We start from the raw sequence: 23,834 nt of genomic DNA, 5'->3' as shown, positions 1-23,834 counted from the left end.
TCGTGTCCGGATTTTTAGGACCATATCAGGTGGCTCAAGCAGGCAGTCTGGACGTTGAGAAATCCGGTCAATAAGTTGGTCAATTTCTGACATAACTACAATTTTTTCGCCTTAGGGGGGCGTTTCTTCTGTCGACTGAGACCCCCTAAAAGCCCTCATGCCGAGACGTGCGCCCTGTCGCCCGAAGCCCGCAAACGAGCACTACTTTTTCGTTACACCCAACCTCAGCGAGGGCTGATGGAGAGCGAACAAGTTGGCTCAACCGAACGTACTTTAACCTTTACACACTCATCATGTTGGGCTGCTCCTTGCTCACGGGACGTGCAGCCTGTCGCCGGAAAGCCCCCACTTATAACTTATCCATTAACACACCAGAATGATTAAACATCAGATGCAATGTAGCGTGCAAACGAGAGAAATTGGACTCATCAACTTCAAAACCAACCTCTATCCAATCGCAACCCAATCTCGCAACCCCTTCTTTATTGAGTTCAATTCTAAAACCTGTCCGCCTCAATTCAGCACGTTGAATACCGTCATAACAGCCTTGGCTTTGGCCATTTCGTTCACAATAAACCGGCTGGTCCGGTTCTTCAAATAGAGCGCACTGAAGCATAAAGACCTCTGTCGGTTGAATTGCGTCATCGGCAAAAGCCACTATCGCAACTTCATCTTCTTCCTGGACTACAACTGTATTTGCCTGAAACTGAACTTTCATTTAAAACAAGTTTGGCTTGTCGCACTAATGCCTGGACTCAACAAAGGAGGCTACTCACTCACCCGAAAGGTTAGTGGCTGTTGCACAACGTCAAATGATTACATTTTAAACCATTCCTTGAAAGTTTTAGGACGCTTTTCCAGGTAGCTATAAACTAATCCCAGCAGCACATTGAGACTAAGGCCAATGAACCAGCCCGCCCGGCGACCATTAGCATGGGTAGCAAACGCTCCCATAAAGAATGTCCATCCCCAAACAAGGACCATACTGAAAGTCAGTAGTATTTTGGTGAGTTTGATCATCTACTTTGTGAGATTTTATTACTCTTTATAAGTACTGCTTTAAAAGACATATACCTGTCGCCAGAAAGTCAACCTATCTATAAGCCAGAACTACCCTAACCGGGGCGTTTAGAGCATTCCTCGTGTCAAGGGGAGCCGGACCTGGCAACCTCAAAGCTGCGTGTACGAGCCGTAACTTGTGTCAACCGACAACGGCCAACACGCGCGGCTTTTACGCACCACCCAACGAGCGAAAGGGCTGATGGCCCCACGAGTTACTTGCCTGAACAGACGTACCCGCCTGCCTTTACACCCTTTCTTGGTTGGGATGAAAAGCTGTGCGTACCCAAGTGCGTCCTGTCGACCGAGAGCAGCCCCACGCGGAGCGTAACAACCTTTAACCGAGCTTTAGACCCCGCTTGCAAAAGGACCCATTTTCACGTTTTCAAATGGAATATCCTGCTCTAAGGCTTGGTCAATAATCTTGTATTCTGAACTGTGGGCCAGAATTTTATACGCGTCTTCATCTGATAAACTGCTTAATCGTGAACGTAGCACGACAACAATTTGCCGATAAACCTCAAGACTGTCAAGTCGAATGGTTTGGCTATCACCACCTTCCCTTGATTTAAGATACGTTTCAGATAATTTGATAGGCTGTTGCTCAAACCAAATACGTGTTAGCGCAACGGGGATGAAGACGTATAGCTGATTTGTTAATTCTTCATTGCGAACGTGTTCAAAAATCTGGTCGTAGATATAATCGTCTGCGCTTTCCTGGTCAACTTCACCACGATTATACCACTCATCAAAACCTTCAATGAACTTGTCGATAGTAAAAAGAATGGCTTCACTGTAAGAGGTAAGTTGCGGTTTGTCTTTCTTACCGAAAAGGTTTTTGAACATTATTTATAAATTTTTCAGACTTGACTAACTCAGGCGCTCCTCATGTCAACCGAAGCCGCCAAACGTACCGAACCGCTTGACTTTGAGACGCGCTGCCTGTCACCCGCACGCCCGACTTTGAGGCACTCGCTGTTACGTACCACCCAACGACCATGAGGGTTGATGGATGAGAACGCTACGTGCCTGAACACAAACCGCTGCCAACCTTTACACCCTCATTTGGTTGGGCTGCCTCGCTTAACTGCGGGACGTGCTTCCTGTCACAGGTGAGCGCCCTTGATAACTCATCAAAGATTTGCTAACCCTCAAACGGCGTTGTTCCACTACCGCTTTTATAAATAGTGAATGTGTGGCTTAGTTTGTCCAAAGCAAAAAAGCTAAACCACCTATACTTTTTGTCAATTACAAAAAAGCTGGTTTGAGTAGTTGAAGCCAAAGCCGCTAATGCATTGGGCTTGCAATCATAAACCCAATGCTTCGTAGAAGCCGACTCATCAGTAGTGATGACCATCCAGTAGTTCGCATGTGGATCAAGTTTGTCAAGCCAGTTGCTACAATCAGCACTAGGTAGTGAGATGACTTCCGCCTTGTTTTTGATGTTACTACTCCAGTGAACAAATCGTTGGCTTAGCTTATTCAGATCCTCCTGTACGTCTTTTACTTTGATGAATTTTGATTCAATCATCTTCAAAATCCTTGTTGCATCAGTAAAGGGCACTCGAAAGTCCGTTGGAGAAAACTGACGCTTAAGATAGTCGATCTTTTCTTCTAAAAACATTTCTCAGTCATGTCCAGTAAGTTGTTGGAATATAATCTCTGTCGCAGGGAACTCTACGCTAATCACTTTCAGCCTGCCAATCAGTGCATTTCTGGTGTCGACCGAAACCCGATCAACGAGCCAAAACCACCTTGTTACGGGATGTGCCCACTGTCGCACGCCAGCCCACCGCTACGTTACAGTCTGTTCTGTCCACCCAACGCCAACGGGTGTTGATGGTGGGCTCGAAACTTGCCTGAACACACGTAGCTGAACCTTTACACACCCGTTTGGTTGGGCTGAAACCGTCCTCAGGGACGTGCTGCCTGTCGCCCAAGACCTGCCCACGCCGAGCACACAACGACGCACTTCCGCTAAATTACATTTTCATTTTTACCCCTTTAGGTAAAGTAAATGCCGAATCGTCCAATTTCATTGGCTCCACCTTGACGGCTTCAGATTTCCAAGTGTATTGCGGATTTTCCACAATGAAGGCCAAAGGTAATGCACCACCAGAAGCCTGTAAATAGTCAATCCAATTGCCAAACTTGTGTTTAGAAAACGTAGCAATATTTACTTTCATGGATTCATCATAGTAGTACGTCGTCTTGGACGTATTACTTATCAGAACAACACCTTTGCATTTTCGGCCTAAAACGTCAAAAGTCCCATCCAACTTTTCAACTTTGGTAATTTTGCCAGATTCGGTGCTGCCATCAAAGCTTTGCGCTGTGTTGTTCCCATCAACGCTGTAGTATTTGTTTTCATCGCTGCGATAGAGTTGCATGGTCATCATTTGACCATTCATCAGCGATTTGTAATGTTTGGCATTGATGTAGTAATCTTGCTCAGTTCCCATCATCCTGGTAGCTGATGCTGTGACATCCTGACCGTTAGGCAGATAGAAACTGTTTTTGTACAAGATGCGGCCTTCAAAGTTTTGAGCTACCGCGCTGAATGTCAAAAAAGTAAAGGCAATTAGTAAAGCTATTTTTTTCATGTGTGATTGTTTGCATTGAATTTAACCTACTTGGACGGTTGGCCTGTCAGCCACAACCCGGAAATGAAAACCCAAACCTGCCTAACAGGGGCGTTTGCCCTGTCAGCCGGAACGCCAAAATGGAAGCTAAACGCTGCCCTTCGAAACGTGCGTCTTGTCGACCGAAGCCCGCCCTGCAAGCATACCAGGCCAGTTCACCCAACGACCGCGAGGGCTGATGGTGAGCGAATCACTCGACTGAATCCATACGAACTGAACTTTTGTACCCTCGTTTGGTTGGGCTGCAAACTCTCCTTCAAGACGTGCTACCTGTCGCAGGTAACCCGCCTAACCGAAACTTTTCTTACTCAAGTTTTTCAAATTGGTTAGTACCCTCTATTCGCATAAACTCGCTACCAATAGGCGACTCCAAATACGGAATGATGCTTGGGTCATAATTGGCAATTGTATTGACGGAGTAGTAAGCCAAGTTTTGAGCATCGTTAATGTAGTCGTCGGACTCTGTACCCGAGAAGAAACGCCATCCATTATCCTCAGCGATTTCAGGCTCTTCCCGGTACATATAACCAATCACTAAACCTTCAACAACAATCTTGTCGCTGGACAAACAGCCACCTGCAAAATCAGTTAAAGACTTTATATCCTCCTTTTTAAGTTTGTATTCTTTCGTGTTCATAGTTCAAAGTTATTGCCTGTCGGGGCGTTCCCTATCTCACACGGAAGCTGAACAACGAGCCAAGACTTGCCTCTTGGGCGCGCTATCCTGTCGCCGGTAGCCCGCCTTACACGCCCATTTTGTTTGGTTTTACCCCTACCACATTCAATTTAGCACAACAGCTCGATTATAAGTTACTGTACTGTATATCAATTTATAATATTCCCAGACACATTCTAAAAAGTATCTTGTCTAGTAGGCTTTTCTACGTATCCAGCCATTAAGAAATAAAATTGATGCTTTTATTACTTGTTCAGCTTGGCCCACTATCCAAACCAGGGTATTTTTCCCGTATTTTCAGGCTTACTTCAAAATCCCTCTCCCTCCCCCCTACACCTCAATCACCGCTGATTCGCAGATGTACGTCGGGATGATGCCGGTGCTGCGGACGCGGACCTCAACGTCGTCGGCAAGGGTGTTGCCGGTCAGGACGAGGGCGGTGTCGAGGCCGAATTTGTTGCCGCCCAGGATGTCGGTGTGCAGCGTGTCGCCGACCATCAGGATGTCTTTGCGGCCGACCGCCGGATAACTGTTGATGTGCTCATAAGCGAAGATAAACATCTGGGCATCGGGCTTCCCAAAGCGCATAAACTGCTTGCCCACAATGGTTTCAATCATTTTGGCCACCCCGCCGATGGCAATCGCAATCTGGTTTTTCGAGACCGGATACGTGTTGTCGGTGTTGGCCACAATCACCGGAATGTTCCGGCGACGGAGCAGATTCACGGTCTTGTTCAGGTCGGTGTTCCAGTCGAACCCCTCGTCGTCCAGAAACACCAGGGCATTTACCTCGTCAATGTCGTTGAGATCAAGTTCGCGGATCGACAGCGTTTTCAGACCCGCCGTTTCAATGTAATGCGCTGACTTTTCGGTGCCCAGATAGGCCACCGTCCCGTGGCTGACCTTCAGCTGCAGGTACTCCCGGGCCAACATTCCCGACGAGATAATGCACTCGGGCACAATGTCGTACATCTCCAGCTTGTGGTACGACTGCGCCAGCGCCTCGGGACTCCGCGACGCATCGTTCGTCAGCACATAAAATTCCTTTTTAGTTTCTTTCAGGTAGGCAAATGTTTTCTCAATTCCCGGAATCAATCCGTTGGAGTTTTTCAGCACGCCGAAGGCGTCGAAGAAAATTACTTTGTACTGGTCAACAACATCTTTAAACGACTCGAACTGCGACATATGGAGGTAGAATTCGGTAACTACGGCTTATTTTTCGGGGATATACAGGTAGGCTGGCGGGTGAAATGTTCACCCGCCAGGATCAGATTTTCAGCGCTTTCAGGATTTTATCGGCATCGAAGAGCTTATCGATTGATGGCAGATAAATATCATAGGCTTCGCGTTGCAGCTTCGTGGCATAGGTCCGGTGAAAGAAATACCGCCCGTACTTGACCACGTAGTTCAGGATAAAGAACCGGTAGGCTTCTTTCATAAACCGCACCTCGTTTTCGGTCAGCGGATACACCTTGTGGTATTCCTCCAGAAACATCAGAAAACGCTCTTCCATCATCGGCCCGATCAGGTAGCTGAACACGGTACGGTCGCCCGCATCCGACACCACGCGGCTGAAAAAGTAGAAGTCCATGACGCGGTAGCTGATCCGGAACCAGTCATAGTCCCAGCGCGAGTACAGCTTCAGATCGTCGGTCACCGAAAAATTGCCGATGTTCCAGTCCACGAATACGGGCATGGTCTCCACCGACCCGTGCACCAGTTTCTGGCGGTTTTTCAGGAACGTTTCACACTGCTTTTTCAGGTAATCGACTTGATTCCGGTGTTCATACTGACCGGCTTCGGTATCCAGGATATCCATAAAGCTCTGGATATCGCTCCGCAGCGTTTTCGACGACTTCGGCAGCACGTTGGCCACCCGCGAGCACGCCTTATGAAAACGCCCGATCTCGCCGCCCAGCTTCCGGATATGCTCCTCGTCGAGGCGGCGCGGCATCCGGTGCATCGTCCGGATCGGGTTATAAAACACAACCCACGTATCAATAAACTCGTCTTTGAACCGGTACGTAAAGACCTGATTATTCTTCAGCAGCGACTTAGCCAGCACATTCTCAAACGGATAGAGCAGGTTATTGGCCAGGGCATGAATAATCCGGTGATCTTCCTTAAAGTGTTCGTATTTACCAAAGTAAGACAGCTTGGCAATGACAATATCGTCGTTATCGAACCGCACGCGGAACACGTGGTTGGTCGATACCTTTGCGCTGATATCTTCAATGGTATGAATGGTTTGCGAGGCATCAAAAGCCGCCCAGGCCTGTCGGATAATGGCCGGGTAATCAATCATTCGCATGAATATGTTTTGTTGTACTAGATGATTTCGAAATAACGCCGCAGTTCCCAGTCGCTTACCTGACGGGCATATTGCCGCCATTCCCATTCGCGCGTCTGCGTAAAATGGTCAACAAAGCCTTCGCCAAACAGTTCCGCCGCCACCGGTGATTGTTTCATCACGCGGGTGGCCTCCCACAAATTCGCCGGAATTACCCCGTTTGTTTTGTTGGCATACCCGTTGCCGACCGTAGCCGGGATGTCCAGCGTCAGCCGGTGGCGGATGCCGTACAGCCCCGAAGCCAGCGAGGCCGCAATGGCCAGATACGGGTTGGTATCCGAGCCCGACACCCGCTGCTCCAGCCGCGTGTAGGCTTCGGCATGGTTAAGCACCCGCAGGGCCGTCGTCCGGTTGTCGACGGACCAGGTCACCGTTGTCGGGGCCCATGCCCCTTCGACCAGCCGCTTGTAGCTGTTGACGGTCGGGGCCAGCATCGGCAGGATGTGCGGCAGGCAATACAGCTGCCCGGCCAGATACTGGCGGAACAGCTCGCTCATGTTATCGGGTTGGCCCGGGTCGTAGAACAGGTTCTTCGACCCGTCGGGTGTCCAGAGGCTTTGGTGGATGTGGCCGCTGCATCCCGGCAGGTCGGCGTTCCACTTTGCCATGAAGGTGGCCATGATGCCGTGTTTGTAGGCAATTTCCTTTACGGCCGTTTTAAACAAGGTCGCTTTATCGGCAGCCCGTACCACTTCGTCGTGGTGAATGGCGGCCTCGTAAACGCCCGGGCCGGTCTCGGTGTGCAGGCCTTCGAGCGGTACGTCAAATTCGGTGAGCAGGTCGAAGAGGTCGTGGTAAAACGCCGTTTCGAGCGACGGCCGCAGGATGGAGTATCCGAACATGCCGGGCGTCAGCGGCTCCGGATTCCGGAAATCCTTTTCGTGCAGTGACTGCGGTGTTTCGCGGAAATTAAACCACTCAAACTCCTGGGCAATTTCGGCCCGGAACCCCATTTCTTCGCTTTGCCGGGCGATGCGTTTCAGCAGGCTGCGGGGGCAGGCTACCAGATCGTTGCCGTCTTCGTGGCTGAAATCGGCGATAAAAAACGGCAGGTTATCCTCCCACGGAATCCGCCGGAAGGTCGAAAGGTCGATGCGGGTGGGGGTGTCAGGATAGCCAGAGTGCCAGCCCGTGAGTTTTACCTCGTCGTAAGGGTTGTCGGCACTGTCCCAGCCAAAAACGACGTTGCAGAAGCCGTAACCGGACTTGAGGCCCGCCTCAAACTTCCGGCGGCTGATGACTTTGCCCCGCAACACCCCGTCGATGTCGGCAAAGGCAAACTTTACTTTCTGTATGCTATGTTGATCGAAGTATTCCCTAATCTCGTGCTGCTCCATAACTGTAGCGGTATGCAATGAGCAGCAATCTACTACATTTACCCAAACCGCAGCCACCGGATCAACAGATTTCTTTCGACAGGATGACGGGACCCTTACAGAACGTCCTGCAAGTACGTCATCCTGTCGAAAGCGCGCTATATTCCGAACTTACGCAGGTTATAGGTAAAACTCAGCAGAAAGTAGCGGCGCAGGATACGGTTCTGCACATCCTCTACGTAGGTATCCGTTACGTTCCGGATGATGCTCTTGTTCTGATTCAGCAGATCATAGACCTGTAGTTTCAGTTCACCCTGCTTGTTTTTGAAGAACTGACGGGCCAGACCGGCGTTCCAGAGCGTAACATTCTGGTTATACCCCGCCGACCGGCCGGTGTTGTTCAGGTACAGCACATCCGTGGTCAGCACAAACCGGAACGGCAACTGCCAGTGAATGTTCGCATCGGCCATGTTGGTAAAAAACGCGTTGTTCTGCGCCGATTGCAGCGAGTAGGTCGCCCGTTGGTAGGTCACGTTGCCCATCAGGCCGAACTCAAACTTCCCGTTGAACGCCGAATTCAGGCTCAGTCCCTGCCCCAGTGTCATGTTGCGTGAATAGTTGGTCTGCCCGTTTACGAAGCCGATACCGCGCGAGAAACCCAGATTTGTACTCAGGTTCAGGTTGATTTTCCACGGCATCAGCCGGCGGCCGAACGACACGTAGCTGTTGACGGCATAATAGCCGTCGGCGTTCACCGGCTGTGTGGTCTGTACACCCGAGGCATTAAAGCTTGTCGAGTTTACAATCCGGTCGTTTACCTGATTGACGTTCATCATGGCAAAAAAGCTCTGTGATCCTGCCGACCGGTAGGTATTGTAGCTCAGAGACAGCGTGTTGTAGTATTCAGGCCGCAACCCCGTATTCCCCAGCCGGATCTGCAACGGATTGGTATTGTCCGGTACCGGCTGTAACTGACTTACCGACGGCGCATTGATCCGGGTCCGGTAGTTGATCCGGAGCGTGCGGTTGCGGGTCCAGTTGTAGTTAAACATCGCTACCGGCAGCAGGTTGGTAAAGCTGCGGCTCAGGGTTGTGTCGGTGGTCCGGTTGTTGCCCTGCAACGAGGCCTGCTGCACGTCGAAACCCAGTGAGTAGGTGTACCGTAACCGGCGGTTTTGCAGCGTTGTTCCAACCCGGTGCGTCTGGTATTCGTTGCGGAAGTTGTTGCTCAGCAACGCATTCCGGCGCGAATAAAGCCCCGTCGCTTCGTCGAAGTCGTCTACTTCGCGGCGGGACAGGTTCAGGTTATTGGCAAAGTTATACCGAAGTTCCAGCTTCTTGCTCAGCGACAGCGGTTCGGTAAACGACAGCATCAGGTTATGGGCCCATACTTTGTTGCCCTGCCCGTTTTGCTGATTGATGCGCGTCGTCCGGTCGCCGGTTGTACCACCAACGAACATGTTCGTTGCCTGGTTGATGCCACGGGTATCCTGCTGGTTCAGTACCGTATTCAGGTTCGCCGAGAATGTCCGGCCTTCCTTCCTGAATTTCCGCATCAACAGGATGTTACTCATACCATTCAGCCCGTTGCCGGTCATGCCGTAATCGGTATTGTTCCGGCTCAGCGCCGCCCCCGACTGGTTCTGTACCTCCTGATTGGTCAGGCTGTTGAACCGCGAACCATTATACGACACATTGGGTGTAAACCGCAGGCTGGTCAGGCTGTCGAGTTTCCAGTCGAGGCGCATGTTGAACCGGTGGTTGGTATTCCGGCTGGTCGATGTAAGGGCCTGATTGGTCAGAAACGACCGGTTGGCGGTAGCCTCTCCTCCCACCGATTGCGCCGGCAGGACATTTTGCCGGCGGCTGGTCTGTTCCGTCCGGACACTGACATTATTGATAAAATAACTGGCCGCCACTTCGGCTTTTTTGCCCAGTCCGTCGCGGAAATTCATCCCGGCCGCCTTTGAACTGGTGATGTTGGTTGGTTGCTGATTGCCGCCGCTTCTTCCGCCACCGTCACTGCTGGCCATAAACGTTCCGCCACCGGCAAGCCCGCCGCCGGCGTTAATGCCCGCGCCGTCCTGCGCCGTAAAGCCCTGATTGTTCAGGTTATTGCCCATCCCCACCAGCGACATCTGTCGGCCGTTGTTAAACCGGTTCAGGTTGAGGTTAGCCTGATAGCGGTCGTTGGTACCGCCACCCAGTGAATTGCGGCCAAAATAGCCTTTGCGCTTATCCCGTTTGGTGGTCAGGTTGATAGTCCGTTCGCGGTTGCCGTCGTCAATCCCCGAAAACGACGACTGATCGGATTGCTGGTCATACATCTGCACTTTGTCAATGACATCGGCGGGCAGGTTGCGGGTAGCCATTTTCGGGTCGTTGCCGAAAAACGGTTTGCCGTCGACCAATACCTTGTTCACCGTTTGCCCCTGTGCCTTGATCGTACCGTCGCGGCTGACTTCAACACCCGGCAGTTTTTTCAATAAGTCCTCAACGGCGGCGTTGGGCTGGGTTTTAAACGAATTGGCGTTAAACTCAAGGGTATCCTGCTTAACGGTAATGGGTGCCCGCTCCTGCACGACCGTGACCTCGTTGAGGGTTGTCATTTTCTGGTTCATCCGGATGGTACCCGCCTCGGTCGCAGCCCCTTCTGCCGTTACCGGAAGCGAGCCGTTTTCATAACCGACGAAGGTCACCAGCAGCCGGTAACGGCCCGGCGCCACGTTCCGGAGCAGAAAGTTGCCATCGCCGTCACTGATCGTATAGGCGATGTAGGCCGAATCGCGGGCCTGAAGCAACGATACCGATGCTTCGCGGAGTGGCTTCCCCGTTACCGAGTCGATGACCATCCCGCGAATAACGCCTTTACCAGCCTTACTTAGCGGTGTTTGCTGCCCGTGAACGGCTCCGGCCGCACCCATAAGCATCAGAAAAATGTACAAGTAGCGCATCCCTGACTATGATTTACTATGATTGAATGATTTAATGACTACTATGATTAAAGGATTTAGTGATTAGTATGATTATTGTTTACTGTAATTCCTGGCTGCTACAATAAATGCGCTATGAAAAACCAGACTATTGACCTGAACGACTAAGTGATAACACCAAGATATTCAATCACTTAACAACAAAATCAAATAAATCATAGTACGCATTTAATCACATTAATCATTTAATCATACGAATCATAGTCCTAGTTATTCCGTTCAAACATCCGGGCGCGGAAGTCAGCCATGGCCTTTTCCCGCAGCTCTTTCATTTCTTCCGGCGATACAGCTTTAGCGGATGCAGAAGGCAACACATCCTGCTCCGAAACCGACGCTTTCAGATCTACCTTTATGGCTTTATAGGCTTCTTTACTGCCCTCAACAGCCAAAACAACCCCTTTTTCCGGCATCAGGTCGCGTACGGGCGAGTAGGTCATAGGTAGCTCGGTTGTGTACCAAACCGTATAGTTCTCATTTTTATAGGGTACGGTCGCCTTTTGACACACGTAACCAGCAATTTTTTTCGTCTGATCGGTCACTTGCCAGCCAGCCGGTTTTTTAAATGGCGTCTCTGACTTATAAACTTTTGCATCGGCCTCTTTGCCGACGGTAAGGACCGTGATGAGTTTCTGACCGGCCAGGTCGAGGTAGTTTTTTTCGCTGAACGGTGGCTCTATACGCATTGTCTGCCCGGGGGCACCCTCCCCTCCGCCGGGGCCATCAAATGTTCGCCGGATCATGGTAGCGCCACCGGCCCCTTCGCGCTCTTCTTTCGCATTTGAGCCGTTATAGCTGGTTTTGATCTCAAAGGTGCGGGTATCCGGAATCTCGGCCGGAAACCCCGGATCGCCCGGCTTCATGTCCTGGCCGTTGATGTTGATCCGCATTTTCGACAGATCGACTTTAACCATCGCTTCGTATGAAATCCGGCCGCTGTTCTGGGCTTGTGTTGTTAGTCCGGCAATCAGTAAGGTAGCGGCAATCAGTAGTTTTTTCATGGAATGTCAGTGCTTGATTTATGTGCAGCAAAGGTCAGCGGAAGTACTGTAAAGAACCGTTATGTAGTGTTAAACAGTGTTAAGATGACCAAACAAGCCTATGTAGTAGAAAGTGACCTCTTTCGGGTTTTGGTAGAAATAAACCCGTTATGAACGCCCGCAACCTTTTTGTCAGCAGCCTTTTAGCGCTTTGTCTTTCATTTACTCTGGCTATTGCCCAGACCGACCACCTGCAATCGGTTCCTGCACCCGGCAGTCACCCGCGTCTGCTCCTGCCCGCCCGCGATGAAGCGGCGATACGGCAGGTTGTTGGTACCGACCAGACCTGGGGAAAGGTACACAAGGCCATGCTGACCGAATGCGATGCCCTGCTCAACACCCCGCCCGTCGAACGGATTCAGATCGGCCGCCGGTTGCTGGATAAGTCGCGGGAAGCGCTGCGGCGGTTATTCCTGCTTTCCTACGCGTGGCGGATGACCCGTCAGGACACCTACCGGCAGCGCGCCGAAAAGGAAATGCTGGCCATCGCCGCGTTCAGCGACTGGAACCCGTCGCACTTTCTGGATGTGGCCGAAATGACTATGGCCGTTGCCATCGGGTACGACTGGCTTTACAATGATCTTTCGCCGCAATCGCGGGCAACCATTAAGGAAGCGATCCTGAAAAAAGGCATCGAACCCTCCCTCGACCCCAAAAACAACAGCTGGTTGAAGGCTTCCCACAACTGGAATCAGGTCTGTAACGCCGGCATGACTTTCGGTGCGCTGGCCATCTACGAAGACGAGCCTGTACTGGCCAAACAGATTATCAACCGTGCCATCGACACCATCGTACTGTCGATGGGCGACTACGGACCGGACGGGGCCTATCCCGAGGGCTATGGCTACTGGGGCTACGGAACCAGCTTTAATGTCATGTTTATCAGTGCCATGGAAAAAGCCTACGGGCAGGATTTCGGTCTGAGTAAACAACCGGGCTTTCTGCAAACCGCAGCCTACATGGAAAATATGACGGGGCCATCCGGCCGTTCATTCAATTATTCTGACGCCGGAACCGGCAGCGAACTGCAGCCGGCCATGTTCTGGTTTGCCAACAAAACCAACAACCCGTCCCTGCTTTGGATTGAACGCGAACGGCTGCAAACAAACGAAGGCAAATCGTTCGTCAAGAACCGGTTGCTACCGGCCATTATGGTCTGGAACGGGGGCCTCAGCCTTGATAAAATCACGGCTCCTCAAGCCCTGGCATGGACCGGAAACGGCAAAAACCCGTTAACGCTGATGCGCACTTCCTGGACCGATCCGAATGCCATTTTTGTAGGAGCCAAAGGCGGCTCTCCGTCAGTAAATCACGCCCACATGGATGCCGGTTCGTTTGTAATGGATGCCAACGGCGTCCGCTGGGCCATGGATTTCGGTATGCAGGATTACAATTCCCTTGAATCTAAAGGTGTCAAAATCTGGGATAAAGGCCAGAACGCCCAGCGCTGGGAAGTGTTCCGCTATGGCAACGCTGTCCATAATACCCTGACTGTCAACGACGGCCTGCAACGGGTAGACGGTTTTGCGCCCATCAAACGCCACGGCAGTTCACCCGATTTTATGCAGACGACCATCGACCTGACCGACATTTACAAAGGGTCTCTGGCAGAAGCGACAAGGGGCATTGCCATTGTAAAAAAAGCATACGTTGCCGTGCGGGATGAACTGAAAGCGGGAACTACTGACGCCACCGTGCGGTGGACCTTGCTCACACCGGCAACGGTTAACATCCTCGGGCCAAACCGCGCCGAACTGGTGAAAGACGGTAAGAAACTGCTGCTACAGGTGCAGGAACCTGCTACCATTACCCTGCAAACCTGGCCGACTACGCCAACACACGATTACGATGCGCCCAATCCGGGCTCTGTCCGCGTCGGTTTTGAGGTTAAACTACCGGCCAATACGTCGGGGAATCTGACAGTTTTGCTGATCCCGGAAGGCAAAACAACCGGTAATCCGGCAGTTGTCCCGCCCCTGCGCCAGTGGCCGTAGATTCGCTGCGGTTAAGCTTCGTTATATAGTGTTAAGCAGTGTTAACGTCCTGCGGATTGTGTCAGAACGTGCGTTACTTTTGTGTTGTAGAGCGTAGGGCAGCGTGCTTAGGGGAATTTTCTATGTTTTATACATTAGGCACGTTGCTCCCTGCTCTCTGCCCTACGCGCAAACATGAAAACACGAATCCGATCTATATTCTGGCTGATGACCGTCTGTATCCTGGGCATAAACCTGTTCCAGGCCTACTGGCTGTTTCAGACCTACCAGCTGACGCTGGAGCAGTTTAAACGGGCCGTACGCGAGGCGCTGTTTGAAAGCTTCCAGAATAACCAGTTATCGGCGGTTGAGAAACTGGTTGGCCAGCGGCATAAGGGACAAGTTACCACCCGCGTCACGTACCAAGCTTTGTCCGATAAGGACTCCGCCGGTCCTAAAGCCTTTTTTTACAGCGAGCAACATAGCGAAGCCTCCCCCTCCCGCCTGAAACACGAACTGGATACGGGCAAAAGCATCCGCCGTATTGTTATAAACCTGAACAGCAAGTCGGCCAAACCATCCAAAAATGCGGATACACTGGCCCGTAAGCTCTCCGACCTGTTTATTTACCGCTGGTCGGGAAAGGATCAGTTTAACCTCAGCCAGTTTACCAAACAATACGAAGCCGAACTCGCTAACTGGGGCATTACCGACCCCGATTTTGTGCTGGATACGCTCTCGCGGCGGGCACGGTTTATCCAGACATCCGACCAGCCGGCCATTCAGCGGCCGGGGTATCGCGTACAGACGCCGCTCGTTCCGATCAATCCGGTGCGGGGGCAGTTTATCCAGGCATCGTTCAAAACGCCTACCGTCTATATCCTGCGGCGTATGGGCTGGTTGCTGGCGACATCGGTCCTGTTACTGATTCTGACAACGGGCTGCTTTCTGTTTATGCTGTCGACTATTCTACGCCAGAAAAAGCTCTCGGACATCAAAAACGATTTTATCAACAACATGACCCACGAACTGAAGACGCCCATTGCCACGGTGTCGGCGGCGGTGGAAGCCATGCAACATTTCGGAGCGCTGAACGACCCGAAGAAAACCCAGACCTACCTGACGATCTCGCAGAACGAGCTGCGCCGGTTGTCAGACCTGGTTGAGAAGGTGCTGAACATGGCGGTGGAAGAGCAGAAAGAGATGGTGCTGCAACCCGACTGGATTGATCCGGCCGGACTGGTGCAGGAACTGGTTCAGCGGCATCAGCTCAAAGCCCCGAAACCGGTAACCTTTCAGGTGGACATTGAGCCGGAGATGATCAAAGCCGATCCGATGCACTTATCCAATGTAATCAATAACCTGATCGACAATGCCATCAAGTATTCGGCCGATGAAGTAACCATCCGGATCAGCGGCGTATCAACGCCGGATGGCTGGCAGCTGACCGTTGCCGACAACGGACCGGGTATTCCGAAAGGCTATCAGGAGGCTATTTTTGACCGGTTTTTCCGCGTTCCGACTGGTAATCTGCATCCGGTAAAAGGTTTCGGGCTGGGATTGTACTATGTCCGTCAGGTGATTGAACGGCATGGCGGTACCATCCACGTACAAAGCGAAACCGGCGCCTCTGACCGGCGTGGCAGCGAATTTTTTATCTGGCTTCCCCTTTAACATGGCAACCGTACTTTTAATCGAAGATGAACAGGCCCTCGGGATGATCGTGAAAGACAGTCTGGAGGTGCGTGGCTTTACCGTAAACTATGCCTGCGACGGCGAAGAAGGGCTGGCACTTTTCCGGCAGCAGCCGCCGGATATTATCGTAGCAGACATTATGATGCCCAAACTCGACGGGTTCAGCCTTGCCGAACGTATCCGGCAGGAGAATGCTCACATTCCGATTATCTTTCTGACCGCCCGTTCGCAGACTGCCGATGTGGTGCGGGGCTTCGAACTCGGCGGCAATGATTACCTGAAAAAACCCTTTAGCATGGACGAGCTGATTGTCCGGATGAAGGCCCTCCTCAACCGCCAGTACACGACACTTGTCCCGACGGGCGACCGGGTCAGCATCGGGCGTTACGAGTTCGATTATCCCAAACAGAAGCTTATTTTCGACGGGCAGGAAACCACCCTCTCCCACCGCGAATCGGAGTTGTTGAAGCGCCTGTATGAGCAGCGGAACCAGGTGCTGGAGCGCACCACGGTGTTACTGGAGCTTTGGGGCGACGACAGCTTTTTCAACGGCCGCAGCCTCGACGTATTCATCACCCACCTGCGCCGGTATCTTAAGCACGATACGCAGGTTCAGATTGTTAATGTGCGGGGTGTGGGGTACAAGCTGATTGTGTGAAATAACTGGCTATTTACCTACTGATTGATACTATTTAACTTGCATTATCTTTTGATTTTCTCATACGTCAAAGCAACACTTCTTCGGCCCTGATTGACCAACCCCGTGCTTGAGCGCGGGGATTCCAGTGAATAACACATTAAAACAGGCATAGCGCTGATTTAGGCACAGTAACGTGGTACTTCCAGTCAACACAAAAATTAGTTCAGGCCGGTTTAAGGAGTTTACTTCAGGCCCCAAACTGAAGTTTGGGGTTAAAAAAGGCCTGCTAGTCTTGTGTCACCATCACCTTAATTACAGATTTATCCCCCCGTCCACAACGGAATTAAAATCAAAATTCTTACTTACCTGTTGCGGCGGGAATTTTCGTTCAAGATCAGCAAGCTGCTGTAAAACCGGGTGTACAGATTGTGTTTCCTGTATGCTATTAACTGCCCGTCTGGTTTGCTCAGGTATATGTTCCTCACGTACATTGAGACCAAGTTTTTTAGCAAATGCCTTAACTTGCTCCAATGCAGTGTCATTTTGCGTTTCTATTGTGATGATATGTACCATAGCATATTGACACGTGTTACATTACGCACAGCTAATCTGCCTTCTTGCTGTTGCATTGTCTATCAAATATAAGACATCTGTTATTTTCATTCAACGCTTTTAATCGAATGCAAATTCCTTGTTGTTCAAATTATCGCTTATACTGTACATATCGATATTACTATTTTCAAATCACCAGCCCCAGCACCAGACCGCCGATAATCAGGATATAGGGCGGCATTTTGGTAAATTCGAGCAGCAGGATGGTGGCAACAATCACCAGCAGCATCTGCCAGTCAAGCGCCATTGGTTCAAAAAGCACAACGGCCGCCGCTGCCGTCAGACCGGAACTGGCCGCATTGATGCCTTCCAGCGATGCCCGGACGGCCCGATAACGCTTCAACTGATCCCAGAAATGAAAGACAAAGAAGATGAGAAATGTGCCCGGCAAAAAAATGCCGAGAGTCGAGGCCATACTGCCCAGCAGCTGACCGTGAAAGCCCTCCTGCCGCATTGACAGTGCACCGATGTAGGACGCAAACGAAAACACCGGCCCGGGTATGGCCTGGACAAGACCCAGTCCCGACAAAAACTCTTCCGGGGACAGATACTGCTTAAACTCTACAAACTCGTTATACAGCATGGGCGTTAAGACCTGCCCACCCCCAAACACCAGACTGCCATTCCGGTAAAAGTTCTCAAACAGGCGGATGGGCAACCAGTTCGTCAATGCACCCAAAATCGCGGCAACGACCAGCACCCCGATCCAGAGAATGAAATTTGACCACTCGATATGAATCGGCTTTTTGTCCATTACCTGCTGCTTTTCGTAGGTAAACGCCGTTGTAATCCCCCCGACCAGCAACACTACGGGGGTCATATACGGCGACCGGAAAACATAGGCTGCGACCGCCGCCAGCACCAGCAGGACCAGATCAACGCGGTTTTTGACGACCTTCTTCCCGATACGGTAGCCGGCCGATACCAGAAACCCGACGGCCATCGGCTGAATAAACCGTGTAAAGGCTAACGACAGGTTATGCCGCTCCAGGTAGTAGACACCCATCGCCGCGATCGTCATTACGGTTACGCCGGGCAACGCCCAAATGAAAAGCGACAGATAGGCCAGATTCGGGCCGCCGATCCGGAAACCCAGCGCGGTTATGGTCTGCGTTGACGTCGGGCCGGGCAGAATCTGGCAAAGTGCATTAAGCTCAAGTAACTCATCTTCAGTGAGGTAATGTCGCTTTTTAACAAATCGCTCGTACATCATGACCAGATGCACCTGCGGACCGCCAAACGTGGTTAACGCCAGAATCAGCACATCTTTCAGAAAGATGAGATACCGGATTTTGCGTACGGGCTTGACGTGAGGTAAGTAATTGGCCATTAATGAAAAAAAAAGAGGGTCAGAACCCTCACTTATGGCCACAAAAGTGCCAAAAAGCCGAGTTCTAACCCCACGAAGTAACAAAAATATTACGGAACTACGCTTTCTTCAGGCCCAGTTCCCGTAAACGCTCATCCAGAAACTCACCGGCCGTCATGTCGGTATATAATTTAGGATGCTCAGTATCAACGCAGCTCGCCAACGACGTCAGATCCATGCTGCCACGCGGATGCATGAAAAACGGGATTGAGAAACGGGATGTATTCATTTTCTCCCGCGGCGGATTCACAACGCGGTGAATGGTAGACTTCAGTTTGTGGTTGGTTAACCGGTCCAGCATATCACCTACGTTCACGACTACCTGATCCGGCAGGGCCGTAATCGGAATCCAGACACCGTCGCGGCGCAACACTTCAAGGCCGTCGGCGCTGGCGCCCATCAGTAGCGTAATCAGGTTAATGTCGCCGTGAGCGGCCGCCCGTACGGCTCCTTCCGGAACCGTATTCGGGTCAAGCGGGAAATAGTGAATCGCGCGCAGGATACTGTCGCCGCTTTTCACCTTATCCTCAAAGTAATCTTCCGGTAATTCCAGATAAATAGCGATGGCACGCAGCAGATTTTTCCCGGCAGCTTCAAGCGTCTGGTAGGCCGTCAGTGTATTTTCTTTAAAATCCGGGTATTCGTCCGGAAATACGTTGTCGGGCATATCACCAACCGGCTCCGGCTGACCAACGTGGTAAAATTCCTTTAAGTCAGCCACTTTAAAGCCCTTGGCCGTTTCCCGCCCTTTACCAACGTAACCGCGCTGACCGTTCAGCTCTAGGTGTTCGTATTTGCGTTTTACCGCATCCGGCGCTTTAAAAAACTCCGTTACCGAACCGTACAGCTTATCCGTCAGATCATTGGTCAGGCCGTGGTTGCGGATAGCCACAAAGCCGATATTGTTGAATGCGCTGCCGAGTGCCTCGACAAACGCCTGTTTACGGGCCGGATCGCCCGATGTGAAATCCGCCAGATCGAGCGACGGGATTTCATCATATAACACTTGTTCTGCCATAGTAGTCTTGTTTCAGGAGACTTCGCCGGGGATGAAGACCCGCTTGTCCCGTGCATCACACCAGTTGATAGACGAAGTTACGACAAGGAAAGCCCCCTTTGCAAATTATCGGGTAGTTTGGTTATCTTACGATTGCGGTTCACCCGGACAACCTGCTTACTAATACGCTCATCTGTAACTTATTAACAAAACGGGGCATCACCCTGCCGGATGACGCCCCGTTTTGACTTATTCGGCAATCCGTTTATTTGAAATTCTGACCGATTTTGTTCCAGTCGAATACATTCCAGGCCGCCGCTACATAGTCGGGGCGTTTGTTCTGGTACTTCAGGTAATAGGCATGTTCCCATACATCGAGGCCCATGATCGGTGTACCCGGCTTCTCGGCCAGTTTCATCAGCGGGTTGTCCTGATTCGGGGTTGATACGATTTCGATGTCGTTGCCACTTTTAATCAGCCATACCCAGCCCGAGCCAAAGCGGCCGGTAGCTGCCTTCGCCCATTCTTCCTTGAATTTATCGAACGAGCCGAATTTCTTGTTAATTGCGTCAGCCAGCGCTCCTTTCGGCGCACCACCACCGTTGGGGCCTAAAATGCTCCAGAAAAATGTGTGGTTCCAGTGACCACCCGCATTGTTGCGTACGGCCGCCGGTGTTTTGCTGTCGACGCTGCGTACGAGGTCTTCAATCGACATTTTGGCCATATCCGTACCGGCAACCGCCTTGTTCAGATTGTCGACATAGGCTTTATGATGCTTACCGTGGTGAATCTCCATCGTCAGTTTGTCGATATGAGGTTCGAGGGCACCCGCGTCAAAGGGCAGCGGTGCTAATGTAAATGGCCCGCCGGCCTGACTTGTTGATGATGCAAATGAACGCAGGGCGCTCATACCTACCGTTATGCCAAACGTAAGCTTCAGAAATTCTGAGCGATTCATACGCGTGAGATGGTTAGAGTAAAAAGTCTTTTTTGTAAGAACGGCCAATACTACACATTGTTTCGCTTTCCGGCAACCTAAACGGGCAGAACAAGGCAAATTCGGGCGTTTTCTTACTTGTGTCCCCTATTCATATTTCCGCATAATCTGCCTCAGCGCCGGTTCAACAGCCAGTGCGTGCCCATGCCCGAAAGTGACCATCACCCGGTCATGCTGCGCCAGAGCAGCATCAATTTTTGTTAACAACACACTGTCCCGTACCATTTTCGACGCCCTGCCCACAGCACAATAGTAGCATTGATCATTGATGTAATCAAACTTCTCAACGTCATCAGTCAGGGCGATCTGTAGCGGATGACCCAACTTCCGGCGGTAAAGCTGCTGATAAAAGGCAAACGATTGTTCCTCTTCTGGTATACGTAAACCCTTTTTGACAAACCATTCCGGCAGTTTTTGGTCATAGAATGTATTAAACGGAATCTTTCCGTAAGCTCCGTACAGATACGGAATTACCATCCGCTCCATCACATAATATAGCAACAGGTCATGCACCGGGTATTTTTGCTGCATCAGCACAAACTCCAGACTATCTGTCAGGTCACCGTTCATCATAGGAATACCGGCCCGGTCGCAGGCGAATTTCAGGCAGCCGGTTTCTCCGTTGTCCAGAATAGCTTCCTTACGCGACGGGTATCGACGGCTTACCTGTCCGCCTTCATTAAAGGCAAGCTGCGGCTTTAAACCGGCAAATAGTTGGTCAATCAGTGTAAACTGCCGGTGTGTTGTATCCTGTGTGTGCTCGCATCCGACGAAAATCAGCTGTTTGTTTTTTGCCTGGAGATCAATTATATAGGGTGTCTCTGTGGAATCCATTCGCTTACCGACAGCTACATAATTAACCGTATCCCAATGATTTATAGTCGTTTCTTTCTCTTTTGTGCACGCCTGACCGGCAATCAGAAACAGACCCAGCACGCACACATAACTGTGGATTTTAGTCATTCAGGTATAGGATTTACATTAAGCGCTCTAACATACAACAATATTTCGGGTCTGCCGGAACTTAACATGCTACAAAAAAGTTAACACTGTTATAAAGACTAACACACATCAATCATGGGCGTATTAGAACGAAAACAACGGCAGAAAGAAGAGGTACGAAACAGTATTCTGACAGCAGCCTGGAGCATTATCCAGACCGAGGGCTGGCAGGCTATTTCGATCCGGAAAATTGCCGACGCCATTGAATATAGTGTGCCGGTCATTTACAATCATTTCGAGAGCAAGGAAGCCATCATGCTGGAGTTCGTTAAAGAAGGATTCCGGCAGCTGAGAGACCACATCCAGGCACAGCTCAGCGACGAAGACCGGTCGTGTCAGCAACTGGAAATTGCCGGAAAAGCCTATTGGCAGTTCGCCTTTGCCAACCAGGCAACCTATCAGCTGATGTTCGGTATGGGCCTTCCGCCCTGCGAACGTGCCCGGCAGGTGCCTGAAATTCAGTCGTTTTCGGCCATGCTGGTGTCACTGATCCAAAAGGTTATTGACCATAGCAAACAACCCGATACGAACGCGTTTCTGAAATTCCATACCTTCTGGTCAATCCTGCACGGGCTGGTTTCGATTCAGATGATTAACCGTAGTGCAACACCCGATGAACTCAGTGAACTGGTACTGGAAGATGCGATCTATGGGTTCATTAAGGCGCTGGCCGTCTAATTTTTTTGCCTGTAAGTTAACAGTGTTATTTTTTGTAACAACGATATAAATCAATAAACTCAAGCGATATGGCAGCCATGGAAGTAGAAATCTGGAGCGACGTTATGTGCCCCTTTTGCTACATCGGTAAACGTAAATTTGAGCAGGCGCTCAGCCAGTTTCCGCAGCGTGACCAGGTTAAAATTACCTGGAAAAGTTTTCTGCTGAATCCGGACATGCAGACAGATCCGGACAAAACCATTCACGAATACCTGGCCGAAAACAAAGGTTGGAGCGTGGATCAGGCCAAAGCCATCGGCGCGCAGGTGACCGAAATGGCCCGCGAAGTCGGCCTGACCTATGATTTTGACCGCGCCGTAGTGGCCAATGCCATCAATGCGCACCGAGTCATTCAATTGGCGAAAACCAACGGCCTGGGCGACGCCATTGAAGAACGCCTGTTCCGCGCCTATTTCACCGAAGGCCGTAATATCGACGACTTTGACACCCTTATTGAGCTGGCGACCGAAATTGGCCTGGCGAAGGACGACGTCGAGGCGGTATTAACCTCTGACCGCTTTATGGAAGAGGTTCAACGTGAAGTCTATGAAGCACAACAGGTTGGTGCGCGTGGGGTACCGTTTTTCGTCCTGAACCGCCGCTATGCGGTTTCGGGCGCACAACAGACCCCTACGTTTCTGAACGCTTTGCAGACCGCCTGGTCGGAATGGGAAAAGACGCAGCCGAAGCCCGTTATCCTGAACGATGACGCCTCCACCTGCACCCCCGAAGACGGATGTGCTATTTAAATGAATAATGGATAATGTAAAATGGATAATGCATTGGCTTGATACTGTGAGCATAGTAGCTATTCACCATTGTTCATTAACCATTAACCATTGTTCATTAACCATTCACCATTGTTCATTAACCATTGCTCATTATTCATTAACCATTATACATTAATCCCACGCCCCCCCATAATTCATATTACCTGGAAAACATTTTAAGAACTCATGGAATTAATTGACGCATTAAACTGGCGGTATGCTGCCAAAAAAATGACCGGTGAACGCGTACCGGACGAAAAAATCAACACCATTCTGGAAGCCATCCGGCTCTCCGCTTCATCCATTGGCCTTCAGCCTTATAATGTGATTGTGATCGACAATCCGGAACTGAAAGGCTTAATCCACGAAAAAGCGTGCCCGCAGCCGCAAATTGTTGAAGGCTCGCACGTGCTGGTTTTTGCGGCATGGACTACGCTGGAAGAAAAACAGATTGACGATTATATTCAGTTGATCGCTGATACCCGCCATCAGGACCCTGAAAAACTGGCTCCTTTTGCGACATCGATCAAAGGAAACATCCTGAACCGCACGCCGGAGCAGAATGCCGACTGGATGGCCCGTCAGTCTTACATCGCTTTAGGGACTGGCCTGGTTGCTGCGGCAACCGAAGGTGTTGACGCTACCCCGATGGAAGGCTTCAACAACGCCGCCCTTGACGACGTTCTGGGCCTGCCGGCCAAAGGCCTTCGCAGCGTGTCAATTCTGGTATTAGGTTACCGCGACACTGAACGCGATTTTCTGGCAAGTGCCCCTAAGGTACGCCGTCCGGCCGAAGAATTGTTCATTGCCGCATAACGTAGAGCCGCAATATCTTGCGGCTCTTTTTTTTGATACCATTGTAGTGCCGCAATATCTTGCGGCTTTTTTTGTGCCGTTTCAACAGACATAAGCCACAAGCTATTGACAATGTTATTTCTGCATCCTACCGGCATCTGAGCCGCAAGATATTGCGGCTCTACGATACACAT

Annotated in this window: 22 protein-coding genes; 6 read left to right on the top strand and 16 right to left on the bottom strand. The window is 50.9% G+C overall.

Translation table 11 applies throughout. The features are described from left to right. Window positions 1-349: 349 nt before the first annotated feature. From BLX24_RS15830 to BLX24_RS15780, 11 genes are all read right to left on the bottom strand, one after another. Window positions 350-718, bottom strand: a complete 369-nt coding sequence (locus tag BLX24_RS15830; protein WP_071504123.1) for an Imm10 family immunity protein — start codon at window positions 716-718, stop codon at window positions 350-352. 98 nt (window positions 719-816) lie between these two features. Beyond that, a complete protein-coding gene (locus tag BLX24_RS15825; protein ID WP_071504122.1) occupies window positions 817-1,020 on the bottom strand; it encodes a hypothetical protein in 204 nt (67 codons plus the stop codon). A 387-nt stretch (window positions 1,021-1,407) separates the two neighbouring features. Beyond that, window positions 1,408-1,905, bottom strand: coding sequence for a hypothetical protein (locus tag BLX24_RS15820; protein WP_071504121.1), 498 nt, complete (start codon window positions 1,903-1,905; stop codon window positions 1,408-1,410). A gap of 298 nt (window positions 1,906-2,203) precedes the next feature. Next, window positions 2,204-2,683, bottom strand: coding sequence for a DUF6756 family protein (locus BLX24_RS15815; RefSeq protein ID WP_071504120.1), 480 nt, complete (start codon window positions 2,681-2,683; stop codon window positions 2,204-2,206). A 358-nt stretch (window positions 2,684-3,041) separates the two neighbouring features. Continuing rightward, on the bottom strand, window positions 3,042-3,662 hold the full coding sequence (locus BLX24_RS15810; RefSeq protein WP_071504119.1) for a hypothetical protein: 621 nt from the start codon (window positions 3,660-3,662) through the stop codon (window positions 3,042-3,044). Between the two features lie 343 nt (window positions 3,663-4,005). Continuing rightward, window positions 4,006-4,338: a DUF2185 domain-containing protein gene (locus BLX24_RS15805; RefSeq protein ID WP_071504118.1), complete on the bottom strand. Its 333-nt coding sequence runs from the start codon at window positions 4,336-4,338 to the stop codon at window positions 4,006-4,008. Window positions 4,339-4,707: 369 nt separating this feature from the next. Then, a complete protein-coding gene (locus BLX24_RS15800) occupies window positions 4,708-5,562 on the bottom strand; it encodes an HAD-IIA family hydrolase (RefSeq protein ID WP_071504117.1) in 855 nt (284 codons plus the stop codon). Between the two features lie 82 nt (window positions 5,563-5,644). Continuing rightward, on the bottom strand, window positions 5,645-6,688 hold the full coding sequence (locus BLX24_RS15795) for an aminoglycoside phosphotransferase/kinase family protein (protein ID WP_071504116.1): 1,044 nt from the start codon (window positions 6,686-6,688) through the stop codon (window positions 5,645-5,647). 17 nt (window positions 6,689-6,705) lie between these two features. After that, window positions 6,706-8,064 carry a glutamine synthetase family protein gene (locus BLX24_RS15790; protein WP_071504115.1) on the bottom strand — a complete coding sequence of 453 codons (1,359 nt, stop codon included), beginning with the start codon at window positions 8,062-8,064 and terminating at the stop codon, window positions 6,706-6,708. Window positions 8,065-8,201: 137 nt separating this feature from the next. Next, on the bottom strand, window positions 8,202-10,997 hold the full coding sequence (locus BLX24_RS15785) for a TonB-dependent receptor (RefSeq protein WP_071504114.1): 2,796 nt from the start codon (window positions 10,995-10,997) through the stop codon (window positions 8,202-8,204). Window positions 10,998-11,242: 245 nt separating this feature from the next. Further along, window positions 11,243-12,034: a GLPGLI family protein gene (locus tag BLX24_RS15780; RefSeq protein WP_071504113.1), complete on the bottom strand. Its 792-nt coding sequence runs from the start codon at window positions 12,032-12,034 to the stop codon at window positions 11,243-11,245. A gap of 149 nt (window positions 12,035-12,183) precedes the next feature. On the opposite strand from BLX24_RS15780, the gene BLX24_RS15775 reads away from it, so the two are divergent. The 3 genes from BLX24_RS15775 (at window position 12,184) to BLX24_RS15765 (ending at window position 16,399) form a co-directional block, all read left to right on the top strand. After that, window positions 12,184-14,067 carry a heparinase II/III domain-containing protein gene (locus BLX24_RS15775; protein ID WP_071504112.1) on the top strand — a complete coding sequence of 628 codons (1,884 nt, stop codon included), beginning with the start codon at window positions 12,184-12,186 and terminating at the stop codon, window positions 14,065-14,067. 174 nt (window positions 14,068-14,241) lie between these two features. Continuing rightward, complete coding sequence (locus BLX24_RS15770; protein ID WP_071504111.1) at window positions 14,242-15,720, top strand: sensor histidine kinase; 1,479 nt, start codon at window positions 14,242-14,244, stop codon at window positions 15,718-15,720. Between the two features lies 1 nt (window position 15,721). After that, complete coding sequence (locus tag BLX24_RS15765; protein WP_071504110.1) at window positions 15,722-16,399, top strand: response regulator transcription factor; 678 nt, start codon at window positions 15,722-15,724, stop codon at window positions 16,397-16,399. A gap of 294 nt (window positions 16,400-16,693) precedes the next feature. Here the strand turns inward: BLX24_RS15765 and BLX24_RS15760 are convergent, their stop codons facing one another. From BLX24_RS15760 to BLX24_RS15740, 5 genes are all read right to left on the bottom strand, one after another. Continuing rightward, window positions 16,694-16,954 (bottom strand): hypothetical protein, encoded by a 261-nt coding sequence (locus BLX24_RS15760; protein ID WP_071504109.1) that lies wholly within the window; start codon window positions 16,952-16,954, stop codon window positions 16,694-16,696. A 166-nt stretch (window positions 16,955-17,120) separates the two neighbouring features. After that, window positions 17,121-18,323, bottom strand: a complete 1,203-nt coding sequence (gene chrA / locus BLX24_RS15755; protein ID WP_071504108.1) for a chromate efflux transporter — start codon at window positions 18,321-18,323, stop codon at window positions 17,121-17,123. Between the two features lie 97 nt (window positions 18,324-18,420). Then, window positions 18,421-19,380 carry an isopenicillin N synthase family dioxygenase gene (locus BLX24_RS15750; protein WP_071504107.1) on the bottom strand — a complete coding sequence of 320 codons (960 nt, stop codon included), beginning with the start codon at window positions 19,378-19,380 and terminating at the stop codon, window positions 18,421-18,423. A gap of 244 nt (window positions 19,381-19,624) precedes the next feature. Next, window positions 19,625-20,317, bottom strand: a complete 693-nt coding sequence (locus BLX24_RS15745; RefSeq protein ID WP_071504106.1) for a superoxide dismutase — start codon at window positions 20,315-20,317, stop codon at window positions 19,625-19,627. A gap of 126 nt (window positions 20,318-20,443) precedes the next feature. Beyond that, complete coding sequence (locus BLX24_RS15740; RefSeq protein WP_071504105.1) at window positions 20,444-21,319, bottom strand: hypothetical protein; 876 nt, start codon at window positions 21,317-21,319, stop codon at window positions 20,444-20,446. A 114-nt stretch (window positions 21,320-21,433) separates the two neighbouring features. On the opposite strand from BLX24_RS15740, the gene BLX24_RS15735 reads away from it, so the two are divergent. The 3 genes from BLX24_RS15735 to BLX24_RS15725 all read left to right on the top strand — a co-directional run bounded on the left by BLX24_RS15735 (window position 21,434) and on the right by BLX24_RS15725 (window position 23,661). Then, a complete protein-coding gene (locus BLX24_RS15735) occupies window positions 21,434-22,036 on the top strand; it encodes a TetR/AcrR family transcriptional regulator (RefSeq protein WP_071504104.1) in 603 nt (200 codons plus the stop codon). A gap of 77 nt (window positions 22,037-22,113) precedes the next feature. After that, window positions 22,114-22,824: a DsbA family oxidoreductase gene (locus BLX24_RS15730; RefSeq protein ID WP_071504152.1), complete on the top strand. Its 711-nt coding sequence runs from the start codon at window positions 22,114-22,116 to the stop codon at window positions 22,822-22,824. 207 nt (window positions 22,825-23,031) lie between these two features. Beyond that, window positions 23,032-23,661, top strand: a complete 630-nt coding sequence (locus BLX24_RS15725; protein WP_071504103.1) for a nitroreductase family protein — start codon at window positions 23,032-23,034, stop codon at window positions 23,659-23,661. Window positions 23,662-23,834 lie beyond the last annotated feature (173 nt).

The sequence above is a fragment of the Arsenicibacter rosenii genome, assembly GCF_001870735.1.
In the GTDB taxonomy this organism is placed as follows: domain Bacteria; phylum Bacteroidota; class Bacteroidia; order Cytophagales; family Spirosomataceae; genus Arsenicibacter; species Arsenicibacter rosenii.
The sequence above is the reverse complement of the archived record's forward strand: the minus strand, read 5'-3'. Positions and strand labels throughout refer to the sequence as shown.